The 22,085-nt window shown below is 61.3% G+C and carries 23 protein-coding genes; 12 read left to right on the top strand and 11 right to left on the bottom strand.

Going from position 1 to position 22,085, the window contains the following annotated elements:
- Nucleotides 1-74: 74 nt before the first annotated feature.
- From PQR27_RS34035 to PQR27_RS34025, 3 genes are all read right to left on the bottom strand, one after another.
- The gene (locus tag PQR27_RS34035) at nt 75-1,118 is read right to left on the bottom strand and encodes an FUSC family protein (RefSeq protein WP_408528390.1); all 1,044 of its coding nucleotides are present in this window, start codon (nt 1,116-1,118) and stop codon (nt 75-77) included.
- A 213-nt stretch (nt 1,119-1,331) separates the two neighbouring features.
- Complete coding sequence (locus PQR27_RS34030; RefSeq protein WP_408527928.1) at nt 1,332-1,757, bottom strand: hypothetical protein; 426 nt, start codon at nt 1,755-1,757, stop codon at nt 1,332-1,334.
- Between the two features lie 112 nt (nt 1,758-1,869).
- Nucleotides 1,870-2,646: an SDR family NAD(P)-dependent oxidoreductase gene (locus tag PQR27_RS34025; protein WP_408528389.1), complete on the bottom strand. Its 777-nt coding sequence runs from the start codon at nt 2,644-2,646 to the stop codon at nt 1,870-1,872.
- A gap of 164 nt (nt 2,647-2,810) precedes the next feature.
- Between PQR27_RS34025 and PQR27_RS34020 the strand changes: the two genes are divergently transcribed.
- A complete protein-coding gene (locus PQR27_RS34020; protein ID WP_408527927.1) occupies nt 2,811-3,401 on the top strand; it encodes a TetR/AcrR family transcriptional regulator in 591 nt (196 codons plus the stop codon).
- 30 nt (nt 3,402-3,431) lie between these two features.
- Here the strand turns inward: PQR27_RS34020 and PQR27_RS34015 are convergent, their stop codons facing one another.
- The gene (locus tag PQR27_RS34015; RefSeq protein WP_408527926.1) at nt 3,432-3,686 is read right to left on the bottom strand and encodes a hypothetical protein; all 255 of its coding nucleotides are present in this window, start codon (nt 3,684-3,686) and stop codon (nt 3,432-3,434) included.
- 215 nt (nt 3,687-3,901) lie between these two features.
- Between PQR27_RS34015 and PQR27_RS34010 the strand changes: the two genes are divergently transcribed.
- A complete protein-coding gene (locus PQR27_RS34010) occupies nt 3,902-4,225 on the top strand; it encodes a hypothetical protein (protein WP_408527925.1) in 324 nt (107 codons plus the stop codon).
- 96 nt (nt 4,226-4,321) lie between these two features.
- Here PQR27_RS34010 and PQR27_RS34005 read toward each other — a convergent pair whose 3' ends face one another.
- The 6 genes from PQR27_RS34005 to PQR27_RS33980 form a co-directional block, all read right to left on the bottom strand.
- Nucleotides 4,322-4,630 (bottom strand): non-heme iron oxygenase ferredoxin subunit, encoded by a 309-nt coding sequence (locus tag PQR27_RS34005; protein WP_408527924.1) that lies wholly within the window; start codon nt 4,628-4,630, stop codon nt 4,322-4,324.
- Between the two features lie 33 nt (nt 4,631-4,663).
- Complete coding sequence (locus PQR27_RS34000) at nt 4,664-5,737, bottom strand: fatty acid desaturase family protein (protein ID WP_408528388.1); 1,074 nt, start codon at nt 5,735-5,737, stop codon at nt 4,664-4,666.
- A 59-nt stretch (nt 5,738-5,796) separates the two neighbouring features.
- Nucleotides 5,797-7,722, bottom strand: coding sequence for a potassium transporter Kup (locus PQR27_RS33995; RefSeq protein ID WP_408527923.1), 1,926 nt, complete (start codon nt 7,720-7,722; stop codon nt 5,797-5,799).
- A gap of 211 nt (nt 7,723-7,933) precedes the next feature.
- Complete coding sequence (locus PQR27_RS33990) at nt 7,934-9,418, bottom strand: CHASE2 domain-containing protein (RefSeq protein WP_408527922.1); 1,485 nt, start codon at nt 9,416-9,418, stop codon at nt 7,934-7,936.
- A gap of 38 nt (nt 9,419-9,456) precedes the next feature.
- Entirely contained in the window at nt 9,457-10,020 is a 564-nt protein-coding gene (locus tag PQR27_RS33985) for an OmpA family protein (RefSeq protein ID WP_408527921.1), read from the bottom strand.
- Between the two features lie 47 nt (nt 10,021-10,067).
- Nucleotides 10,068-10,544 carry a FecR family protein gene (locus PQR27_RS33980; RefSeq protein ID WP_408527920.1) on the bottom strand — a complete coding sequence of 159 codons (477 nt, stop codon included), beginning with the start codon at nt 10,542-10,544 and terminating at the stop codon, nt 10,068-10,070.
- Between the two features lie 563 nt (nt 10,545-11,107).
- On the opposite strand from PQR27_RS33980, the gene PQR27_RS33975 reads away from it, so the two are divergent.
- From PQR27_RS33975 to PQR27_RS33960, 4 genes are all read left to right on the top strand, one after another.
- Nucleotides 11,108-11,293, top strand: a complete 186-nt coding sequence (locus PQR27_RS33975; RefSeq protein WP_408527919.1) for a hypothetical protein — start codon at nt 11,108-11,110, stop codon at nt 11,291-11,293.
- A gap of 229 nt (nt 11,294-11,522) precedes the next feature.
- Nucleotides 11,523-12,983, top strand: a complete 1,461-nt coding sequence (locus PQR27_RS33970; RefSeq protein WP_408527918.1) for an amino acid permease — start codon at nt 11,523-11,525, stop codon at nt 12,981-12,983.
- Between the two features lie 178 nt (nt 12,984-13,161).
- A complete protein-coding gene (locus PQR27_RS33965) occupies nt 13,162-13,311 on the top strand; it encodes a hypothetical protein (protein ID WP_408527917.1) in 150 nt (49 codons plus the stop codon).
- A gap of 200 nt (nt 13,312-13,511) precedes the next feature.
- On the top strand, nt 13,512-14,240 hold the full coding sequence (locus PQR27_RS33960) for a FadR/GntR family transcriptional regulator (RefSeq protein WP_408527916.1): 729 nt from the start codon (nt 13,512-13,514) through the stop codon (nt 14,238-14,240).
- Between the two features lie 46 nt (nt 14,241-14,286).
- Here PQR27_RS33960 and PQR27_RS33955 read toward each other — a convergent pair whose 3' ends face one another.
- Complete coding sequence (locus PQR27_RS33955; RefSeq protein WP_408527915.1) at nt 14,287-16,029, bottom strand: IlvD/Edd family dehydratase; 1,743 nt, start codon at nt 16,027-16,029, stop codon at nt 14,287-14,289.
- Nucleotides 16,030-16,410: 381 nt separating this feature from the next.
- Here PQR27_RS33955 and PQR27_RS33950 point away from each other — a divergent pair, with 381 nt between their 5' ends.
- The 6 genes from PQR27_RS33950 to PQR27_RS33925 all read left to right on the top strand — a co-directional run bounded on the left by PQR27_RS33950 (nt 16,411) and on the right by PQR27_RS33925 (nt 22,044).
- Nucleotides 16,411-17,493 carry a sugar ABC transporter substrate-binding protein gene (locus tag PQR27_RS33950; protein WP_408527914.1) on the top strand — a complete coding sequence of 361 codons (1,083 nt, stop codon included), beginning with the start codon at nt 16,411-16,413 and terminating at the stop codon, nt 17,491-17,493.
- Complete coding sequence (locus PQR27_RS33945; RefSeq protein WP_408527913.1) at nt 17,490-18,491, top strand: ABC transporter permease; 1,002 nt, start codon at nt 17,490-17,492, stop codon at nt 18,489-18,491. Before PQR27_RS33950 ends, PQR27_RS33945 begins: the two co-directional genes overlap by 4 nt.
- Entirely contained in the window at nt 18,491-19,261 is a 771-nt protein-coding gene (locus PQR27_RS33940) for an ATP-binding cassette domain-containing protein (protein ID WP_408527912.1), read from the top strand. The genes PQR27_RS33945 and PQR27_RS33940 overlap by 1 nt, the downstream gene beginning before the upstream one ends.
- A gap of 178 nt (nt 19,262-19,439) precedes the next feature.
- Nucleotides 19,440-19,886, top strand: a complete 447-nt coding sequence (locus PQR27_RS33935; protein ID WP_408527911.1) for an SRPBCC family protein — start codon at nt 19,440-19,442, stop codon at nt 19,884-19,886.
- A gap of 181 nt (nt 19,887-20,067) precedes the next feature.
- Nucleotides 20,068-21,525, top strand: a complete 1,458-nt coding sequence (locus PQR27_RS33930; RefSeq protein ID WP_408527910.1) for an NCS1 family nucleobase:cation symporter-1 — start codon at nt 20,068-20,070, stop codon at nt 21,523-21,525.
- Between the two features lie 129 nt (nt 21,526-21,654).
- The gene (locus PQR27_RS33925; protein ID WP_408527909.1) at nt 21,655-22,044 is read left to right on the top strand and encodes a hypothetical protein; all 390 of its coding nucleotides are present in this window, start codon (nt 21,655-21,657) and stop codon (nt 22,042-22,044) included.
- Nucleotides 22,045-22,085 lie beyond the last annotated feature (41 nt).

The raw sequence follows: 22,085 nt of genomic DNA, 5'->3' as shown, positions 1-22,085 counted from the left end.
GAGCATGACGAACTATCCGGAATAGCGGGCGAAGCAGATTCACAGCGCCGGGTGCGCGCCGCGCGGCGCGCACTCTACTCACGGCGCTCGTCGGACCGGAGCGGGAAAATCAGCATCGCCGCCGCAAGGCCGAGCGCGCCGCCGAGCAGCGTCTCCCAGGCACGCGCGGCAAGCAGCGGGATTGAATGCACCCCGCTCACCGCGAGCGTGACGATCAGCGTAAAGGCAAACGCACCGCAGGCAATGTCGTAGCGTTCCGGCAAGGCCATCGCATAGACGATCATTGCGAGCGCCGCCGTTGCCCAGATCAGCAACGGCACGTGCTCCGCAATCGGCAAACAGACAAGACCCAACGGCACGCCGATCAACGTGCCGATGATCCGGCGCCGCACCCTCTGGATGGTGCCCGTCGCCGAACCGGCGACCACGTATGTGCACGCGGTGATCGCCCAGGCCGATTCCTCCAGCCCAATCCACGCGTTCAGCATGACGATGACCAACGCGCCAAAAGCGGCCTGCAATCCCATGCAAAACTCCGGCGACCAGCGTCTCGTGCCTGGCGGCGGACCCGCCGCGAGCGCCGGCAAAGAAGCCGGATGCTCGGCCGGCCCGCTCAGTACGCGCGGCACGACCGCCGCTACCACGGCAATCAGCGCGGCAATGCCAATGGCCGGCAGGTCGGCGGCTTGCAGATTGGCGCTATAGGCGAGCAACTGGCCGATATAGATTTGCGATCCCAGTCCGGCGCCGAGCACGCCGAAGCGTTTCAGGTATCCGACCAGGAACGCGCCAGTCACGAGCACCAGTTCCGGACCGGCACGACCGGCATGGTGCAAGGGTTGGGCGAATGCGATGAAGAGAACGGCGCCGAGCGCGGCGGCGAAACTCAGCAATGCCAGATCACGGCTCGACTCCGCGCGCGTCGTCTTTGCCTCCGATACGCTTGCCCAGAGCGCGAAGCTTCCTGCCAGCGCACCCAACGATACGCCGCTCGGCACGCTATGGGCAATGTCCTGCAGCGTCCCGAGTGCGGCCGCGATGCCATACGCCGTGACGAGTCGCAGCCCCTTGATTCGACGATGTGTGCCGGGATCGACGCGCTCCAGCCAGCGGACCATGGTTTCGCCGGCGCGCGAGCTGTCCCGGCGAAGCACGCCGGCGCGATCTGTTGAGCGTGGCCGATCGGTGGCAACCTTGGGGTCGTCATCCATGAGTCTCACCGTTTGATGTGTCAGGCACCGACGATGCGCGTGCGGTTCAATCGCTGCCCGAACCTGCTAACGCCCGGAACGAAGCGCTTGCCCGCCAGTTTCTCACATTCGACAGCGCTGCTAGCGCTCACGTGACGGCGGCTGCGGACTGTTCGCCGGATTGGTGTCGAACTTCGCCACGCTGCGAATTTCGCCGTCGCGCACCAGCGCCAATAGTTCGTTCTCCATGGCATCGGCAACGGTCTTGCCATAGACTTCGTTGCCATCCACGTAGACGGTGAAAGATTGCAGATACCGGGTCTTTTTCTCCGGATTCTCGATGGTGTCTTTGGTCCATTGATACAGCGGATACTTTTCCGTGCCGAGTTTCTCCGCCTCGCTCACGTAGCCGGCGAATGCATCGAACTGGCATTTCAACGATGCGTTGTGCCGGCGCAGTACATCGCTGAGCGCGGCGTGTGACGAGCACGCCGGATCAGCGCGCAGCGCTTCAGCAAGCGCGGCTGAAACCGCGATTCTCAACTGGAATTGCCAGGTGTCTTCCATATTTCCCTCGGGTCGGGCTCGATGGGGCGAACTCGATTATAGGTTCGCGCCCCGGGTACGACTGCACCCTGGCCCATCGATGCCCGGTCCTCGCCGTCACTGAAGCGTGAATTCAGCCCTGGCGGAAGATGGGTGCACCCCACGGCGCGCCGATCGTGCCGCCGTCCACCACGATCTCCGCGCCCGTCATCCCGGAAGCATCGCCGGAGGCGAGGAACAGCACAGCGGCCGCCACTTCTTCTGGCGCGGCGAGCCGACCAAACGGAACGCGTGGCGCGAGGGCCTGTTCGGTGCCGTCGAGCGTAGCGCCCTCGCGCGCGCCGCGGGTCCAGATCGGCGTGCGCGTGCCGCCTGGGATTACGGTGTTCACCCGAATGCCACGCTGCACCAGTTCGGACGCGAACACCTTCGCCATCCCCGTGATGCCGGCCTTGGTGGCCGAATACGCAGCGGAGCCCGGCGAGCCGAGTTCGCGCATCACCGAGCCGTTCAACACGATCGCGCCGCCCGTGCCCATGAGCGGAAGCGCGGCCTGAACCGTCAGAAACACTGCGGTCAGATTGGTGCGAAGAATCGCCTCAAAAGCAGCCGCTGTGGTGCCGCCAAGCGGCGTCGGCCCTGAAATTCCGGCATTGGCGAACACGATGTCCAGCGAGCCATACGCCTCGCTGATCTGTTTGAATAGCGCCCCGATTTCTGCTTCGTCGTCCAGATTGGCCTGCACGCCCAGCGCATTTGCGCCAAGTTCGGCCACGGCCTGGTCCAGCTTGGCGCGGTCGCGGCCGGTAATCACCACGCGCGCGCCTTCAGCAATGAGGAGCCTCGCCGTGACGAAGCCGATACCGCTATTTCCACCCGTGACGAGGGCTGTTTTTCCCGTGAAACGCATCATCCTTCTCCTTAATGGCGCCGCCAGTGCGCCGAAAGCCTCGGCTGCGGGACGCCTGAAACGGTTAAGCGGCGCAACGCCGCCGGCAAAATCTGCATGTTGCTTGTCATGCACAAATTCAGTATTATGCTCATCATGCAGATTGTCAAGGGCGACGAAACGAAATGGGCTACTCGCAAGCGCAAAAAGCTGAAAGCCGGCAACGTGTTCTGGAAACGGCATCGCGACAAATTCGGGAACACGGCATCGAGGCACTCGGTGTGGCGGACTGCATGCGCAGCGCCGGTTTGACGCACGGTGCGTTTTACGGCCACTTCACGTCGCGCGAGGCATTGATTGTCGAGGCGCTGGAATACGCGGTTGCTCATAGCGAAAAGCGTATCGCGGCATTGAGCACCGGGGCGGGAGGGAAACACTCGAAGGCGGATGGATCGCTGCAGGCCATCGCCGAAAGTTTCCTGAGCGAGCGCCATAGGGACAATCCGGGCAGCGGATGCGCGCTGTGCGCGCTCGCCGGTGAAGCGCGGTACGCGGGGCCGGAGGTCAAGGAACGCCTGACACACTACGTGCGCAAGTTCGCGTCGCAAATCGCGGGGACGTTGTCTGGTCATAGCGAAAGCGTGGCGCTTGGCATCGTTGCGACCATTGTCGGTGCGGTGACGATTGCTCGCGCGGTCGACGACGACGAACTCGCGAAATCGATTCTCTCGGCTTCGCTCGCGCTTGTCATGGCACAGAACAGTGTAGATCAATAGCCAAGCCGCTGCGCACGCGCGGCTGGAAACTCAATCCACGTGGCTTGGATGACGAGTGGGGTCGCACGCGCCGCTATCCGCGAGGCTGGCTAGTGCCTGCCTCCCGTCGGCGCGGGCCGCTTCCTCAGCTGGGAAGACCTGCTCGCTGAAGGCAATCAGTTTGAATCCACCACCCGCCGCGCGCGGGATGGTGATACCCCAATGCCAGCCTCCGTCTTGCTCGAAAACATGCAATACGGGGACAGTTGAGGCGTTTGAAGCGTGTGAAGCCTGAGAAGTGGTCATGGCGCATTCTCCCGTCGTAGCACGACCGTGGGCGCGCAATGGCAGGCGCAACAACACCCAGTCTACACCTTTTGCTGCACTGCAATATAACGACCGTGGTAAATACGTCAAATGCTCAAGCGTCACTATTTTGAAAAATATTGGCGTCCCCCTGAGGTATGCGACGATGAATCCGTGCAGTTTCTGATCCGCAGATTGCGATTACGGGGGGCTCCATGAGTAGCCATTCGCTCATCTGGGCAGCGGTGTCTCATAACAGTGACGGCGTCGTCTTCCAGGTTCGTATTGTCCACGGGCTTCAACGTTTCTACGTGCCGCGCGGCGTGCTCGAGGAGGTGTTCGATCTCGAGCGCAGGGCTTCGGACGCGCGACAACTCGAACATTTTTATCTATGTCTCAATCGCATCCTGGCTCAAGCCAGCGCGAAGCGTTCGATCGCGAGTTCGGACACGGTCCCGCTTCGGATAAGCGATTTCAATCCACAGGAAAGAGAGCAACGCAGCTTGCGTTCGCACGAAATGGCGCGCAGTGCGATGTAAACACAAAAAGCGGCGAGCGTCAGGTTTGGCGCGCCGGCATCGCAACGCGGTCAGAGCGCGCAAACCATTGCCATCGCACAACCGGTTGTCGCGGGCTCAGATCTCGATCAGGATGCGGCCGTCTTCCACCTTCGCCGGATAAGTTCTGAGCTTCTCGCAGACCGGCGCGCACAGCGGGCGGCCATCGCGGATGTCAAAGCGGCCGTTGTGCTTCGGGCATTCAATCACGTGATCCATCACGAAGCCATCGCTCAGATGAACCTGTTCGTGCGTGCACAGGCCATCAGTTGCGTAGACGTTGCCGTCGACGCGATAGATCGCGAAGGTACGTTCGGCATGGTCGAAACGCATGACGTCTTCATCTTCGATGTCATCCAGCGCGGCAGCATCAATCCACTGTGACATGTTGCGCGTCTCCGATTGTTATATTGAGGTCGCTCAGGCCTGCTTCGCGCCCGGCACCGGTCGCACGACGTGGTACGAGGGGTCGCGCGTCTGGCGTACCAGCGCCGGAATGATTTCGGCATACGCAGCGAGGCTGCTGCGATACGGCGGCGGCATGTCGGCCTTGACCGTCTCATGCAGTTGCGGCAACGCATGGAACGGCACCATCGGAAACATGTGGTGTTCGACGTGATAGTTCATGTTCCAGTACAGGAAGCGGAAAAGCGGATTCATCATCACCGTGCGGCAGTTTTTGCGGTGATCGAGCACATTCTCGGGCATGCCCGCGTGCTGCGTGAGTCCGAAGTACAAGTAGAGCCATCCGCCGTACAGGCTTGGCAAGCCGATATAAAGCAGCGGCAAGATGCTGCGGAAGTAAACGCTCGCGGCAATCACAGCGGCGTAGATAGCCAGCGAGAGACGGGCTTCGCGAAATACTTTCGGCCATGCGGAGGACGGCACGAAGGTCCGCTCGTCTTCGTTCAGCCGGCCGAACGCGGCTGAAACCATCTTCGGCAACTCAATCGACACGTGTTTCAGCGCGAACACGCTCAACGCGAGCGCCACCCAGTCGGTCGGCCGTGGCGCGGCGATCTCCGGATCACGCCCAACCACGAGGGTATCGGTGTGATGACGGGCATGACTCCAGCGCCATACCGTTGCGCGACGGAATATCTGAAACGACGCGACCTGGTACAATGCGTCGTTCATCCAGCGCGTTCTGAATGCCGTGCCATGGCCGGCTTCGTGCCAGCGGGAATCGGCCGGGCTGCAATAAAGCGTGCCGTAGACAAAGAACGCGGGAATCGCCCACAGCGAATGCGCAGTCCAGGCAAACCACGCAAGCACGCCGCTGCCGACGATCGCTCCGTACCAGATCAGCGTATCGCGAATCGCACGGGCGTCGCTGCGCTGCATCAGTCGCTTCATCACTGGGCGCGGTACAGCGCACCGGTACCAGTCCGCATTGACGAGGCCGGCAGCCTGCGCGCGCTCGCCCGCTCCGCCGACAAGCCGATAATCGTGATGCCGCCTGGACGCGAGTCCCTCCGGCGAGTGATCATTCATGGTCGGCACCTTCGTCTCCTGGATCTCATTGGCGTGCCCTGCGCAAAACAGATGGTGCGTCAGATCTCCACGCGTGCACCCAGTTCGATCACCCGATTGGCCGGCAGCTTCAGATACGCGGCAACGTTGCCCACGTTGTGCAGCATCACCGCGAACAGCCGCTCGCGCCACATGGCCATGCCGCTGTCAGGCGTCGGCACCACAGTGGCGCGGCTGAGGAAATAGGAGGTTTCGGTAGGCTCGAAAATGAGGCCCGACGCCCTGCATATTTCCAATGCGCGCGGCAGATCGACTTCGTCCATAAAGCCATACGTGATCGTGATCTGGTAGCACTCGGAGTCGAGCGGATGCACGGTGACCCGCTGGCTCGCCGGAACCCACGGTATCTCCTCGTTATTGACGGTCAGGAAAACGACACGATCATGCAGCACGCGGTTGTGCATCAGATTGTTGATCAGCGAGTGCGGCACGCCATCGGGATCAGGCGTCAGAAAGATCGCCGTCCCGCCAACGCGCATCGGCGAGCGGGCCAGCAGCGTCGCGAGGAATGGCTTGAGCGGTGTCGTGCCGGCTCTCACGCGCGCTTCGGCGCGCATCATCTCCCAGCCGCGTCCCCATGTCGCCATGATCGTGTAGATGATCAGGCCAACCAGCAGCGGGAACCAGCCGCCCTCCACCAGCTTCAGTAGATTCGCGGAGAAGAACGTCGCGTCGATGATGAAAAAGAACACCGTCGCGAAGATACACAGCCACCAGTTGTAATGCCAAGCATAGCGCACGACGAAGAACGTCAGGATCGTCGTGATCAGCATCGTGCCGGTCACGGCAATACCGTACGCGGAACCGAGCGCCGTCGAAGAGCCAAACCCGAGTACCGCGGCCACGACGGCAACCAGCAACGTCCAGTTGATACCCGGCACGTAGATCTGCCCCATTTCCCTTTCCGACGTATAGATGACATTCATCCGCGGCAGGAAACCGAGTTGCATCGCCTGCTTGGTCATCGAGTACGTGCCCGAGATGACCGCCTGGGAGGCGATGACGGTGGCGACGGTCGAGAGCGCGATCATCGGATAGAGCGACCATTGCGGGAACATCCGGTAGAACGGATTCTGCAACGCACCTGGCTCGGCAAGCAGCAATGCGCCCTGCCCCAGGTAGTTCAACGCCAGCGCCGGGAATACCAGGCCGAACCACGTGAGGCGGATCGGCTTCGCGCCGAAGTGCCCCATGTCGGCATAGAGCGCTTCGGCGCCCGTCAGCGATAGCACGACTGCCCCCAACGCGACGAAGGCCAGCCAGCGATGATGCAGGCAGAAGGCGAGCCCGGCAAACGGATTGAGCGCCGCGAGGATGGCGGGCGCCTTCGTCATGTTGACGACGCCCACCAGCGCAAGCACGAGAAACCAGAGCACCATCACCGGTCCGAAAATCTTGCCGATGCCCGCTGTCCCACGCTTTTGCATCAGGAACAGCGTGACGAGCGCAACCAGCGTCACCGGTATCACGCACGTCTTCAGAAACGGCGCAGCGACCTCCAGACCTTCGACCGCGCTCAACACCGAGATTGCCGGCGTGATCACGCTATCGCCGTAAAAGAGCGCAGCCCCCATGATGCCGACGCCCAGCAGCGCACCGCGCAGCCGTGGCCGACTCGAGACCGACGAGGCGGCGAGCGCCAGCAGCGCCATGATGCCGCCCTCACCGTGATTGTTCGCGCGCAGAATCAGCGCGACATATTTGAGCGAGACGACCACGGTCAGCGACCAGAAGATCAGCGACACGATGCCGACCACGTTTAGCGCGTTCAGCGCGAGCCCGTTGAGCGGATCGAACACCGTCTGCAATGTGTAGAGCGGGCTGGTGCCGATGTCGCCATATACGACACCCAGAGCCGCCAGCGCAAGCGCGGGTAACGCGGGCCGGCGGTGCACGGGTTCGCCCGGTGGGCTGCCCTCGGACGTGGCAGGTGCTGTCAGGCTCATGTCTCGCTCCAGATTGGCGCTCCTGCGCCGCGACGCATTCCGTATGCCACTGCGTCGCGCGGAACAGATCGGCGCCTGTTCGCTCCTGATCGATCTTCAAGCCGAACCAATGATCAGTTGATTGGCTTGCTGCCTTCGTTGTTCAAAGTATAGGGAAGCAACCCCGGAAAAGCAGGTTCCATCTGACAGCCAACAAAAGCGCCGTGCTACCTCAAGGTCCGCGCGCGTTGCCGGTGCGGTCGCGCTCGGCTTCAAGCGCCTGCGCGTGCGTGGCGTCTATTCGGGCTTGTTCGTCGGCGCGCAGCAACGCGGGTGAAAGGAAGCAGCCCATCACCGCTGACAGGATAATGAAAATCGAGGCTGCATCGACCAGCAGTCCGAAGCGCATGAAGATAAAGAAGCAGCAGAGCAGATTCAGCAGATGCAGCGACACGCCCAGCGCGGCGACTCCCTTGGGGACGGCTCTGATGAAGAGCGAAAACCGCGATCGGGGCCGAGGCACATACCAGATGATCAGCAGCCCGAACGTCATGATAAAGGCGCACTCTGCCCATTTCAGCCACGTGGGGCGGCGCAGGAAACGTCCCTCGAAAATCGTCTCGATGACCTGCGCCTGAATTTCGATGCCCGGCACCAGTTCTCCCAACGGGGTCGTACGCATGTCGGTCACGCCGGCTCCCGTCAAGCCGACGAGTACCAGCTTATTGCGGATCCGTTCCGGATCGACGGTTCCCTGCAGGACGTCGCGCGCCGACACATAGCGGCTCAGCGTCGACCGAATGGACGCGAAATGCAACCAGATATCACCGCCGGGCTGGGTGGGCACCTGCGCATCGGCGACACCTACCGCCTGCACGCCCGATGAATCGGCAAAGACGTCGATCGCCGTTGAACCGGTGGCGAGGCGCAGCATTTCCATCGGCAGACTGGGGACCAGCTTCTCCCTCAAGCCCATGATGAGGGGAATATGCCGGACCACACCCTGTTCGAGCGCGACGCTCAGCATCGCCTGCCCGTGGGCCGCCGCCTGCAATTCCGGCAAGCTGGCGAGCACAAAGTCGAACCGTTGCACGCTGTCCAGCGGTTCGCTGCCATGCACGAGGATCGGCGCGCTTCGCAGATCGGTGCTCGCGGCGAAGATGTCGTGATCGAGCGGCGCGGCACCCAGGATGGTCGGCGCGGCGCGCAACGACTGGGCGAGAATGGCTTCGTGACTGGGCAGGGCCCGCAAGCCGGCGGCCAGCGCCGCAGCCGTCGGCGGGAGATTGGCGGCCACCTTGTCGGGAGAGGTCTGATCCGGCTCCGGCATGTAAATGTCGAGACCGATCGCCAATGGTTTCAGTGCCGCAAGCGCATCGACCAGGTTCGCAAGTCGATTTCGCGGCCACGGCCATTGCCCAACGGTGGCCAGCGTCTCCTCGTCAATCTCGACAATGGTCACGGGCTGCGCTGTCGGAATCCGCGGGTAGTGACGTTGATACTGGTCGAACAGAATCTGCCGGGCCGTTTTGAAGGAGTCAGGAAGCGACTCTTCAAGCATGTTCACGAAAGCCGGACGCGGTATGTCGCTCGGCCATTCGCTGGTCAGGTTGAGCAGGCTCAGGCCGAACAACACCACCAACGCCACCGGACGCCCCTGGGCCACCGTCAGCAGACGCTTGACGCGCGCAATCCATGGGTCGTAAAAGCGTTTCATCGACGGTAAGGCCCTTCAGCGCCGATGACCGGCGCGGGTCATTGAATTGTGATGACTGCGCGTCGGTTCATGCGATTGGGAACACCGTCTGCCGTGGGGACCAGTGGCTCGCGTTTGCCCCGGCCGGCGGTCTCTATCTCCCGTGCGGGAATGCCTTGCTTGATGAGGAACGCAGCAACAGTCTGCGCCCGCTGCATGGACAGTTTGTCATTGAAGTCCTGGGCGCCCGCCAGATCCGTGTGACCGACCACCACGAGTTGAGGCGCGGGCCACGTCGCCAGCACGGCTTTTAACTTTTTGACCGTATCGGCAGACTCGGGAGCCAATTCGGTGGCGGAGTCGAACAGAAAGAAAATCGTAAACGTCATGGGGCGCGGCGGCCGGGCTGCGAGTAACTGGCCATATCGTGCTTCCACCGTGGCCTGGCTATCCATCGTTTTTTCGATGCCGCCGCTCCTGGCGACATCCACCCCGGCGTACGCCTTGTCTATGGTTTGCTCTCCGGTCGCGCTATGGACCACGACCGCTCCGACTTTGCCCTCCGGATCCGGCAATAGAATAATTTTGTCCGGCGTGCTACAGCCGGCGAGGAAAGCCAGCATGACGCATGTCGCTGCACACGCCAGCCTGTGACTTCGGATCGCAGCCTTCAACGTGCACCCTCCCCTTTATCGCCGACCTCGATGATGAATTCGGTGCCACGCACGCCCAGCGTGGTGGTCGGCGTGCTGAAACGGACGGCATCCGGATTCGCCTTCGCCAGCTTTCCGGAAATCACGGCCAGCGAACCGCGTTTGACAGTGGCGTCGAGCACCCCGTCATGGGTCGTGGTATTGAACGCGAATTTGTTGAGTTCGAGGATCGTATTGGCACCAGCCGAGAGCTGGGTGGTGTCGCGCAGCGTGATGCCGACGGAGGATTCCGCGCCGGTCACGATGCGATCGCTGCCGTACACCTGGCTGCCGATGGCCGCGCCCGAACTCGCTCCAGCCCGCTCGATCTGCACCGTGCCCTTCACGGTCTTGACGACGCCTGCGGCATCGACCGCATCGGCTGCACGTGCATCGGCGACAGCCGCGCACCCGCAGGCAAGAATCAACGCAAATTTGACCGCTTGGAGACGCATCGGTGGCACCTGGTGGCGTAGACGCTGCTGGCCGCGGACAGCGCGGCTCCCCGATGTCGACCTCGTATTGTGAGCGACCCGTCCCGGCTGTACGCAGAACCGGAGCGTGTGAAGGATGTGCAGGACATACCGCGCCTCTACGTCAGGCGGCGATGTTTCCGCAGTACCCGACAGACTATGCTCCTCGACCGGGACGACTATGTGCGCTTCCGCGCATAACGTCACCAGATAGTTCGCCGGCGGACGGTCCGGGGCCACGGGGGAACACCTCAATCTTAGGTTATAGACTGCGCACCGCGAATTATTACCCGGTCCCCGACACTCCTGCGCAAAGTGTTGGGCGCCGGCTAACAAACGCTCGGTGATCCGCGAGTTAAAACGCCGGCTGACGTGAAGCGAATGGTCCGAAGTGCCAATCGACAAAGGGCCGCGCCGCCCCCTCAACCACACGCCCAAACTGGCACAGTCATTGCGTAATCCGGGGTGTGAACCCGAACGTTCACACCACGCCGACCGGGAACCCCCCAGTCAATACACGTTGCTCAATCTGAAGGAGAAGTGCGATGACTACCCTCACCATCAAAGACCTGGCGAACACTGAAGACCTCGACCACCAAGCCATGGCCGCCGTGTGTGGAGGTGCCAAGACCCTCAACGAAGTAGTCAACGACACCGTCACGATGCTGCATCAGATTGGCTCGGGGCAGTGCGAGTTCTCCGGCACCGGCAAGTCGTACGTCTGCTATTGATTGGCCTCAGCAGATGGCTTCCGCCTCAGGCGGACGCCATCGCTGGATCGTCCGCCGGCGCGAGCACGCCCCAATTCACTTTGCCTTCCATTCGGAATACACTCAATTCGACATTTCGCCTCACCCTATCCCCGCCAGTTTTCGGTAACAGTGCTTTTGTCGTGCTCCGCGAGCCGAAGCAAGCCGAGTCGGTTCGTGTCCAAACATCATTTGAACGGGACGACTCATCATGGCTGATACGAGCTACATGGCACGAAAATCTGTCGCCGATATCGTGGGTAGTGCTGATGCGGAAGGAAGTCACGCGTTATCGAAATCGCTCGGCGCGACCAGCATCACGGCGATGGGGATCGGCGCCATTATCGGTGCCGGCATCTTTGTTCTGACCGGCACCGCCGCGGCGCAATTCGCCGGACCCAGCATCATCCTGTCCTTCGTACTCGGCGGCATTGCCTGCGCGTTCGTCGGCCTCTGCTACTCGGAGCTGGCCGCCATGCTGCCCGTATGCGGCAGCAGCTACACCTATACGTATGCCACGCTGGGTGAAATATTCGCGTGGATCATCGGCTGGGACCTGATACTCGAATACGCGATGGGCGCCGCGACCGTCGCGGTCGGCTGGTCAGGGTATATCGTGAGCCTGCTGCGTAACGTGGGCATCGATATCCCGCCCGTTCTGGCCGCCGCGCCGGGCACCGTCATCAAGCTCGCCGACGGCACGACAGCGACGGGCATCGTCAATCTTCCAGCTGTGCTGATCATTGCGATTCTCACCACCATGCTCGTGCTCGGCACGAAGGAATCCGCGCGCCTGAACAACATCATGGTGGCGGTCAAGCTAGTCGTGGTGGTCGCCTTCATCGCGCTCGGCGCATTCTTCATCAAGCCGGCTAACTGGCATCCGTTCATTCCGGCCAATACCGGCGAGTTCGGCAACTTCGGCATGAGCGGCATTCTGCGCGGCTCGGCCGTGGTGTTCTTCGCATTCATCGGCTTCGATGCGGTGTCCACTGCCGCTCAGGAAGCGAAAAAACCACAGCGGGACATGCCGATCGGCATTCTGGGCTCGCTCATCATCTGTACCGTGCTGTACATCCTCGTCGCAGGCGTACTCACAGGGCTCGTGCCGTACGCGGATCTGAATGTCCCGGATCCCATTGCCAAGGGCGTCGACGCCATCGGTTTCAACTGGTTCTCCATCCTGATCAAGATCGGTGCGCTGACGGGACTGACCACCGTGATTCTCGTGCTGCTATACGGCCAGAGCCGCATCTTCTTCACGATGTCGCAGGACGGCTTGCTGCCGCCTCTTTTCTCACGGGTTCATCCGCGTCTCCAGACGCCTCATCTGAGCCAGATCATGATCGGCACGATCGTCGCGATCGTGGCGGCGCTTACACCCATCAGCGTGCTGGGAGAGATGGTCAGCATCGGCACGCTGTTCGCGTTCATCCTTGTGTGCGGCGCCGTGATCTATCTGCGGCGCAGCGACTCCGATGCATCACGCCCGTTCCGGGTTCCTGCCGTGCCGATCGTGCCGGTGCTTGGGATCCTGTTCTGCCTGCTGCTGATGGCGGGGCTGCCGCTCGTTACGTGGGTACGGCTCGTCGTGTGGCTGGTGATCGGGATGATCATTTACCTTTCGTACGGCCGCAATCATTCGAAGCTGCGCTATCCCGATCGTAAGTGAGAGAGAGATGGCGCCGGTTTGGCGCCATCGCAATCTTTCTCACATAGCGATGAAAAATGCTCCTTAGGCGCGTCAGTCGCGCTTGCCTACACTGGTTAAGGTGAGCTGTCGCCATGACGGAGTACTGTTTTCAATACGTTTAGTCGTGGCGACTCCCCAGACCGTGAGGAGTTTTCTCGTGAACATGACTTTGTTTGAGATTCTGGCTGTCGTGATTATTTTGAGTGTTGTTGGTATCGTGGTGATCAGAGCGTTTGCCTCGTCGCGCGCGGATAACATCGGCCTTTTTATTCGGCGAGGCATCGCGGACGAACGAAAAAGAAACTAGGAAAGAGACGGGTTTCGCTGGCGCCGAACGCCTCCATCTTTTGCGTCACTCCGCGCCAGATATCGCGTGCTATGCTTGAACGAGCAACGGATTTCCACCAAACAGTCCTATATCCGTATCGACAGCGAAGCAAGTGCCGTCCAGAAAACGCGGCGCCGGTCGGCACAGGACTGAGCCGGACACGACCGCGATCGCTGACCATGGACTACCGTCATCTGCAACAGCGCAAGAGCCTGCACGGCCGCATCGTGCGGGAACTCGGCATGGAGATCGTGAGCGGCAAGGTGCAGCCGGGTCAGCGGTTGCCCGCTGAGGCCGTTTTGTGCGAGCGCTATGGCGTCAGCCGCCCCGTCCTGCGCGAGGCCACTCGTGTACTCGTGGCAAAAGGGCTGGTCGTGTCGAAACCGCGTGTCGGCAGTGTCGTAAAGGCTCGCGCGGACTGGCATATGCTCGATCCGGATGTCCTCTACTGGACGATCAACAGCGTTCCGGAAGGCGAGTTCTTCAGTTCGCTGCTTACCGTGCGCCGCATCATCGAACCCGCGGCGGCGGCGCTCGCCGCCACTGCGGCGACAAGCGACGATCTTGTGCGCATTGCTTCGGCATATGACCAGATGGAGCGCGCGGAAACCGCGAGTGCGCTACTCGACCCCGACCTTGAGTTTCACCGCGCAATCATGGCGGCGACACACAACGACCTGCTGGCCTATATCGGCAACATGCTGACGCTTGCGCTATCGGAATCGATCAAGCTGACGAGTCGTCATCCCGACACGCATGCGCTCTCGTTGCCGCGCCATAAGGCCATTCTCACGGCGATCCAGAGCCGCGACCCGCTGGGCGCGCGACATGCAAGTCTGGTCCAGCTCGACAACGCCCGCGCGGACGCCGAGAGCGTGTTGGAAACGGTTAGCCAGTATCCGGCGTAGCGTTAGCGTTGCTGTCATCCAAACGCGACGGCAACGCCTGCGCCGCTCAATGCGAATGACGCGGCACTTCCGCGCCCCGGCAGCCCACCAGAAAATCGAAGTCGCATCCCTGGTCCGCCTGCAATACGTGTTCAACGTACAAATGCCGGTAGCCGCTCGCGTCGGCGGGATCGTCTTGCCGTGCTTTACTCCACGCTGCGAGCCGCGCGGCGAGTTCGCCGTCGCTGACGTCGAGATGCAGGCGCCCGGCATCGCAGTCCACTTCGATCCAGTCGCCATTCTGGACCACCGCGAGCGGGCCGCCCGCGCGAGCCTCGGGCGCGACGTGCAGCACCACGGTGCCGTACGCCGTGCCGCTCATCCGCGCGTCGGATATCCGCACCATGTCGGTCACGCCTTGGGCCAGCAGTTTGGGCGGCAGACCCATGTTGCCGACTTCGGCCATGCCGGGATAGCCCTTCGGCCCACAGTTCTTCAATACCAGCACCGAATCGGCGGTGACATCCAGGTCCGGCGCACCGATACGCGCCTTGTAGTCTTCGAAGCTTTCGAACACCACTGCCCGTCCACGATGCGTGAGCAGCGCAGGCGTGGAAGCGGAAGGTTTGAGTACCGCCCCATTGGGCGCCAGGTTGCCGCGCAGCACGTATAAGCCGCCGTCGGGGAAAATCGGCTGGTCGAGCGCACGGATGACCTCGTCGTTGTAGAGCGGGGCGTCCTTGCAGTTGTCCCACAGAGACTGACCGTTGGCTGTCAACGCAGCTGGATGCGGGAGCAGACCGCCTTCGCCAAGCCTGCGCAATACCGCGGGTAGGCCACCGGCGTAATAGAACTCTTCCATCAGGTAGCGGCCCGAGGGCTGCAGGTCGACCAGCGTCGGCGTACCGCGCCCAATGCGTGTCCAGTCATCGAGTTCAAGGCTCACGCCAATGCGCCCCGCAATTGCCTTGAGATGAATCGCCGCATTCGTCGACCCGCCGATCGCCGCATTGACGCGGATCGCATTTTCGAATGCCTCGCGCGTGAGCAATCTGGACAGACGCAGATCCTCCAGCGCCATCTCCACGATGCGCATGCCCGACATGTGCGCCAGCACGTAGCGGCGTGCGTCTACTGCGGGAATTGCCGCATTGTGAGGGAGCGTGACGCCCAGCGCTTCCGCCATGCAGGCCATTGTCGAAGCGGTCCCCATCGTATTGCAGGTGCCCGCCGAGCGCGACATGCCGGCTTCCGCCGACATGAAGTCGTGCAGCGAAATTTTGCCCGCCTTCACCTGCTCGCTCAATTGCCAGACAATTGTGCCGGAACCAATATCGCGGCCTTGATGCTTGCCGTTGAGCATGGGGCCGCCAGTGACGAGGATCGCCGGCACATCGCAACTTGCCGCGCCCATCAGAAGCGCCGGAGTCGTCTTGTCGCAACCGGCCAGCAGTACGACGGCGTCGATTGGATTGCCGCGAATCGATTCCTCGACGTCCATGCTCGCCAGATTGCGTGTCAGCATCGCGGTGGGACGCAGGTTCGACTCGCCATTCGAAAACACCGGGAATTCAACTGGAAAGCCGCCTGCTTCGAACACCCCGCGTTTCACGTGTTCGGCAAGCTTACGAAAATGCGCATTGCACGGAGTCAACTCCGACCACGTGTTGCAGATCCCAATTATTGGCTTGCCGTGAAATTCGTGATCGGGAATGCCCTGGTTTTTCATCCAGCTGCGGTACATGAAACCGTTCTTGTCAGCTGAGCCGAACCATTCTGCAGAACGTAGCGGGCGCTTTCCGTTGGTCATGTCCCCTCTCCTTTCAGACGCTAACTCGATAGTAATACTATTAAAGCGGTACATCGTGCAGATCAATTCGACAACGTGCGACGCACGGGCAACGAGCGAGGCCAGCCCCATCGCCGCGTTGTGCCGCATGGCTGGAGGTGGATGCGCAACGCTGCGCTGCAGCGCAAAAATTAATTAGTCGGACTAGTTAAGGGTATACATCGATTAATAGGCAATAGGGCGTGATATAGCATTTTCTGCAGGTTAGTCATGCGTACGCGCGTGCACGCGGGCTTCATGAAAGGAGTGATGCCCGGCTCCGGTGGTGTTCTTGCCGGGGCTTTTCCTGCCTGCGCCGTCATGCACAGTAAAGTGTTTAACAACTGAGAGACGGAGATCGAGATGGCGCAAGCAAAGGAAGACAAAGACGAAGTGCAGGGTATGCGTCGGGGATTGCTGCAAGGCGCTGGCCTGTCAGCAGCACTGGCGCTACTGGGCGGTGGCATGATCACGCCGGCCCAGGCGGCGGAAGGCGGTTCGTTCCCGGCGCACAAGCGATGGAAGATCGTATTCGTCAACCATGTCACAACGAATCCGTTCTTCGTGCCAACGCAATACGGCATTCAGGACGCGACCGCGTTGCTGGGAATGGACTATCAATGGACCGGCTCGGCGAATGCCGACATTGGCGAAATGGTGAACGCGGTCAACGCGGCAATTGCCGCGAAAGCCGACGCAATCGCCGTACCGATCGTCGACCCCAAGGCGTTCGACAAACCCATCCAGGCCGCGCTCGACGCCGGCATTCCCGTATTCGCCTACAACGCCGATGCGCCCTCGGGTTCCACGAACCCGCGCCTCGCCTATATCGGCCAGGATCTTTATCTGTCCGGCTATCAGATGGGCGAGCGAATCGTAAGCCTCATCGACAGTGGCCTCGTCGCGCTCTTTATCGCCACGCCAGGCCAGCTCAACATTCAGCCCCGGCTTGATGGTGCCGCGGCTGCAATCAAGAAATCGGGCAAGAAGATCGACGTGCAGACTATCGCAACCGGCGCGACCGTCAACGAAGAACTCTCGAAGATCAAGTCCTTCTTTCTCGGCCACCAGGATCTCAAGGGCATGTTCGCGGTGGACGCGGGCAGCACCCAGGGCGTCGCCGAAGTCATGAAAGAATCCAACCTGCCGTCCAAAGGTGTTCATGGCGGTGGCTTTGATCTGTTGCCGCGCACGGTCGATCTGATTCACGACGGCTTCCTCGACTTCACGATTGATCAGCAGCCGTACGTGCAGGGCTTTTATACGGTGGTCGAGGCGTTCACCTTTCTCGCCTCCGGTGGGCTCGTTGGGCCGGCCAATGTCAACACGGGTCTGAAGTTCGTCACCAAGGGCACGGTCGATCCGTACCTGAACACTTCAACGCGCTATGAAGGCAAGAGCACGAAAGCCCAGATCGTGCCACGCACAGGTGCGATCAAAGGGTGACGTCTTCCGTGACGGACGCCCAGAAACCCGCCAAACGTCCGAGGCGCTGGTCAGGCGCGCTCGGACGTTCCAGTGAAATTCGCATCTTTGCGGTTGCGCTGATCCTCTGCATCTACTTCGAGACAGTCAACCATGACTTCCTGCTGACCAGCGCGAGTCTGCAGAATCTGTCGCAATTCATCGCGCCAGTGGCGATCATTGCCTTCGGCGAAATCATGCTGATGATCGGCGGGGAGATCGATCTCTCCGCTGGGATGGTCTTTGCGTTCGCGCCGTTCATCATGCATTTCGCCATCGAGGCGGGCTTGCCGCCATGGCTTGGCATGCTCACCGGCGTCGTTGCCGCGGGTCTCGTCGGGCTGATCAACGGCGCGGTGACGGTGTACCTGCGCATCCCATCATTTGTGACAACGCTCGGCACCTTGTTCTTCGTCAACGGCCTCACGCTGACGATTTCACGAGGCACACCCGTTTCGCCGCCGGAAAATTCAGCGTTTGCGGCGTTCATGGGGGAATGGGGTTACAGCGAAATCATCTGGACGCTGGTGATTGCCGCATTCATGCACGTGTTGCTGCGACACACACGCTGGGGTTTGCATACGATCGCGTCGGGAGCGAATCCGCTGGGCGCGAGCGAGGCGGGCATCCAGGTCAGACGCCTGAAGCTCGGCAACTTCATTCTTGCCGCGGTGCTCGCCGGCTTGACCGGCATCCTGGAGGGTTTCCGCATCACGTCGATCGATCCGCAAGCGGGCGGTAACCAGATCATGTTTCTCGCGGTTGCCGCGGCCGTGATTGGCGGCACGCCTCTCGCGGGTGGGTCCGGCACGATCATAGGCGGGCTGATCGGTGCCGCGGTGCTTGGCATTCTCAACGACGGCTTCACGCTGATCGGTATCAACGCCTTCACCTTCAACATGATCCTCGGCGCGGCGATCCTCGGCGCCATGATTTTCAACATCCACGTGGTTCGTCTCGCGCGCAAGGGGGAGTTGTAATGTCCGAGGTGCTGGAGGCGCTGCGCGGCGAGGATATCGTCAAGCGTTTCGGCGCGGTCACCGCGCTCGATGGCGTGACGCTGACGCTAAGACAGGGCGAGATTCTTGGCGTGCTCGGCGACAATGGCGCAGGCAAATCGACGCTGATCAAGATTCTGACGGGCTTTCATCAACAGACCAGCGGCAAGCTTTTCGTTGGCGGCGAAGAGACGATGCTTCGCTCCGTTGACCACGCCCGTTCGCTCGGCATTGAATGTGTGTATCAGGATCTGGCGCTTGCCAACTCGCTGAGCATCTATCACAACATGTTCCTGAATCGCGAGATCATCCGGCGAGGGCCGTTTCGCCTGCTGAACAATCGCGCCATGCGTGAGCGCGCCGCCGAGTGCCTTGAGGAAATCGGCGTGCATGTGCCCTCGGTTGATCTGCCAGTCGAGCAGCTTTCCGGCGGACAGCGACAGGCTATCGCGGTCGCTCGCGCGGTCAATTCGAATGCCAGGATACTGCTGCTCGACGAACCGCTCGCCGCGATGGGCGCACGCGAGGCTGGACTCATTATCGACCTGATCCTGCGGCTCAAGGAAAAAGGCGGTCTGTCGATCATCATGATCATGCACAACTACGCGCAGACGCTCGACATCGCGGATCGTGTGATGCTGATGCAACGCGGACGGGTAACTTACCAGCGCGAGGCCGCCAGCACGTCGGTCGAGGAACTGATGGATATCGTGCGACGCGAATACCGGGCAATGCGCGCAACGACGCACTGAAACCCGATGGTCTTTATTTTTTCAGACCACAATTCCCTCACAATGCCGGGGAGGCATCGCTAGCGATGATACCTGTCGGCGCGTACGGGTTTTTCCGGATCTCAACCCATGTCGATAGCGGCGTCGCCGAGTCGTCGTAGGAGTGTGTCCAACTTCTCCAGTGAAAGGGGAGCCCATCATGACTACCGGAACAATCCATCTCCAGCGCGTCTTGCGCGCGACTCCCGAACGCATCTATCGTGCCTTCCTCGAACCCGATGCGATAGCGAAGTGGCTTCCGCCCTATGGATTCACCTGTCAGGTCCATCACATGGATGCGCGCGTGGGTGGCACTCACAAAATGTCCTTCCGTAACTTCAGCAGCGGCAACAGCCACTCGTTCGGCGGCGAGTACATCGAACTGGTGCCGTTCGAGAAGATTCGCTACACGGATCGATTCGATGATCCGAACCTGCCCGGCCAGATGATCGCCACCATTTCATTGCGGCCGGTGTCCTGTGGAACGGAGTTCACGATTGTGCAGGAGGGCGTGCCCGAGGTGATTCCCGTGGAGATGTGCTACCTCGGCTGGCAGGAGTCGCTGGTTCAGTTGGCAAAGCTGGTCGAGCCCGAGATCCCTGACTGACGGCGCCAGCACAGGCGTATACGCCGGGGCGCGGTTCGAAAATCAGGGTTAACCCATTCGAACCGCGGCAGTAAAGCACATACAGTTCTAGCTATCAGTTGGCTTCAGACGCGGGGGCATCTCCACCCAGAGAGTGTCCGGCGGTGTTTCCTTAGTTCCACGAACTCAAAGGAGATGACAGATGGAAATCCGCAATCCTTCCCCCGGCCTCTACAACGAAGATCTCGCGCCCGCCCGGGTGCGTAACTGGGGTGCCTTCAGCATCTTCAATGTCTGGACCTCGGACGTGCACAGCCTCTGGGGCTACTACCTCGCCGCCAGTCTGTTCCTGCTATGCGGCAGCTTTGTCAATTTCGTGCTGGCGATCGGGCTCGGCTCGCTGGTGATCTTCGCGCTGATGAACCTGATCGGCTACGCCGGCGAGAAAACCGGCGTGCCTTACCCCGTGCTGGCGCGCGCCTCGTTCGGCGTGTGGGGCGCCAACCTCGCGGCGCTGGTGCGCGCCGTGGTGGCCTGCTTCTGGTACGGCGCGCAAACAGCAGCCGCGTCAAGCGCGGTGGTCGCGCTGCTGATCCGCAGCGACAGTCTGATGGCTTTCCACAAGGGCACGCCGTTGCTCGGCCACTCGGCGCTGGAAGTGATCTGCTACGTGATCATCTGGGCGCTGCAGTTGCTCATCATCCAGAAGGGTATGGAGACGGTGCGCAAATTCCAGGACTGGGCCGGTCCGGCGGTGTGGGTCGCGATGCTGATCCTGGCGATCGGTCTATGCGTCAAGGCCGGCGGCTTCTCGTTCAGCCATGGCATTCCGATGAACGTGTTGCTCGACAAGACCCGGGACGCGGGCGTCAGCGGCGAGCCAGGTTCGTTCTGGGCGCTGATGGCCGTGGGCGCAACCTGGATCACCTACTTCGCGGCGCTATACCTGAACTTTTGCGACTTCTCGCGCTACGCAAAGAACCGCGACGCAGTGAAGAAAGGCAATCTGTGGGGCCTGCCGGTCAACCTGATCGCTTTCTCGCTGGTGGCCGGCGTCACCACCATCGCCGCCTTCAAGGTGTACGGCGAAGTGCTGCTCCACCCCGAACAGATCTCGGCCAAGTTCGACAGCTGGCTGCTGGCACTCATCGCGGCGCTGACTTTCGCAGTCGCCACGTTGGGCATTAACGTGGTGGCCAATTTCGTCTCGGCGGCGTTCGATATCTCCAACACGTTCCCCAAGCAGATCAGCTTCAAGAAAGGCGGCTACATCGCCGCGGCGATCGCGCTGGTGCTCTATCCGTTCGCGCCGTGGGAAGGCAACGCCGCGCACTTCGTCAACGCCATCGGCGCCACGATGGGGCCGTTGCTGGGGATCATTCTGGTGGACTATTACCTGGTGGCCAAAGGCAACATCAACGTCGCGGCGCTCTATCAGGAGCACGGCGAGTACCGCTACGAAGGCGGCTGGAACATCAACGCGCTGGTCTCGGCGGCGGTCGGCAGCGTATTCTCGACTTTTCTGCCCAATTTCACCAACCTGCTGCCGGTCTGGTGGAATACCTACGGGTGGTTCTTCGGCGTGGTGATCGGCGGCGGCATGTATCTGATCATGGCGACGCTGCGGCCGCGTGCTGCGATCGCGCCGACCCACGGTTAGGGGTTTTCCTGGGGAGCCGCCAGGACCGGCTCCCGGTCTCCGATGCGTAGAGCAGGCACGGCAACAATGCTGATGGCTAGCCGCCGGTGACCATGCTAGGATTTCTCGCAACCAACTCCGGAGACTGCTATGCCGTTCATCTGCGAAAACGTTGAATGTCGCGCCGTGCTGGCCCGCGGGCAAGTCGGATCGACTCGCGAGAACGACGGGTGGTGTTTCTACTGCCCAGACTGCAAAGTGCGCAACAGGTTAGTCGATATCGGCGTTCCAGGGGGTACTGTCCAGTTGATTCAGCCGGAGAGATCCGATCTTCCGCACAAGGTGATCGCAACTGCCCGACCATTGGAGGACGGCAGGTACGCGGCGCAATTGCGCGTACAAAGGGCGCTCGGCATGAAGGGGACTTACGCGGTTGAAGAACATTGGGAGCAACTCGGTGTGTTCCTTGACGCGCAAGAAGCCGTCGCGCATGCGAAGTCCATTGCGGCAGATCTGCTGGACCGAAAGGTACAGCACTGATTGGAACGCCCGATTCAGCCGTGCGCGTTGTGCACGCTGGG

The sequence above is a fragment of the Paraburkholderia fungorum genome, from assembly GCF_046027215.1.
Lineage (GTDB): Bacteria > Pseudomonadota > Gammaproteobacteria > Burkholderiales > Burkholderiaceae > Paraburkholderia > Paraburkholderia fungorum_D.
This window is presented reverse-complemented; position numbering and strand designations above follow the sequence as displayed.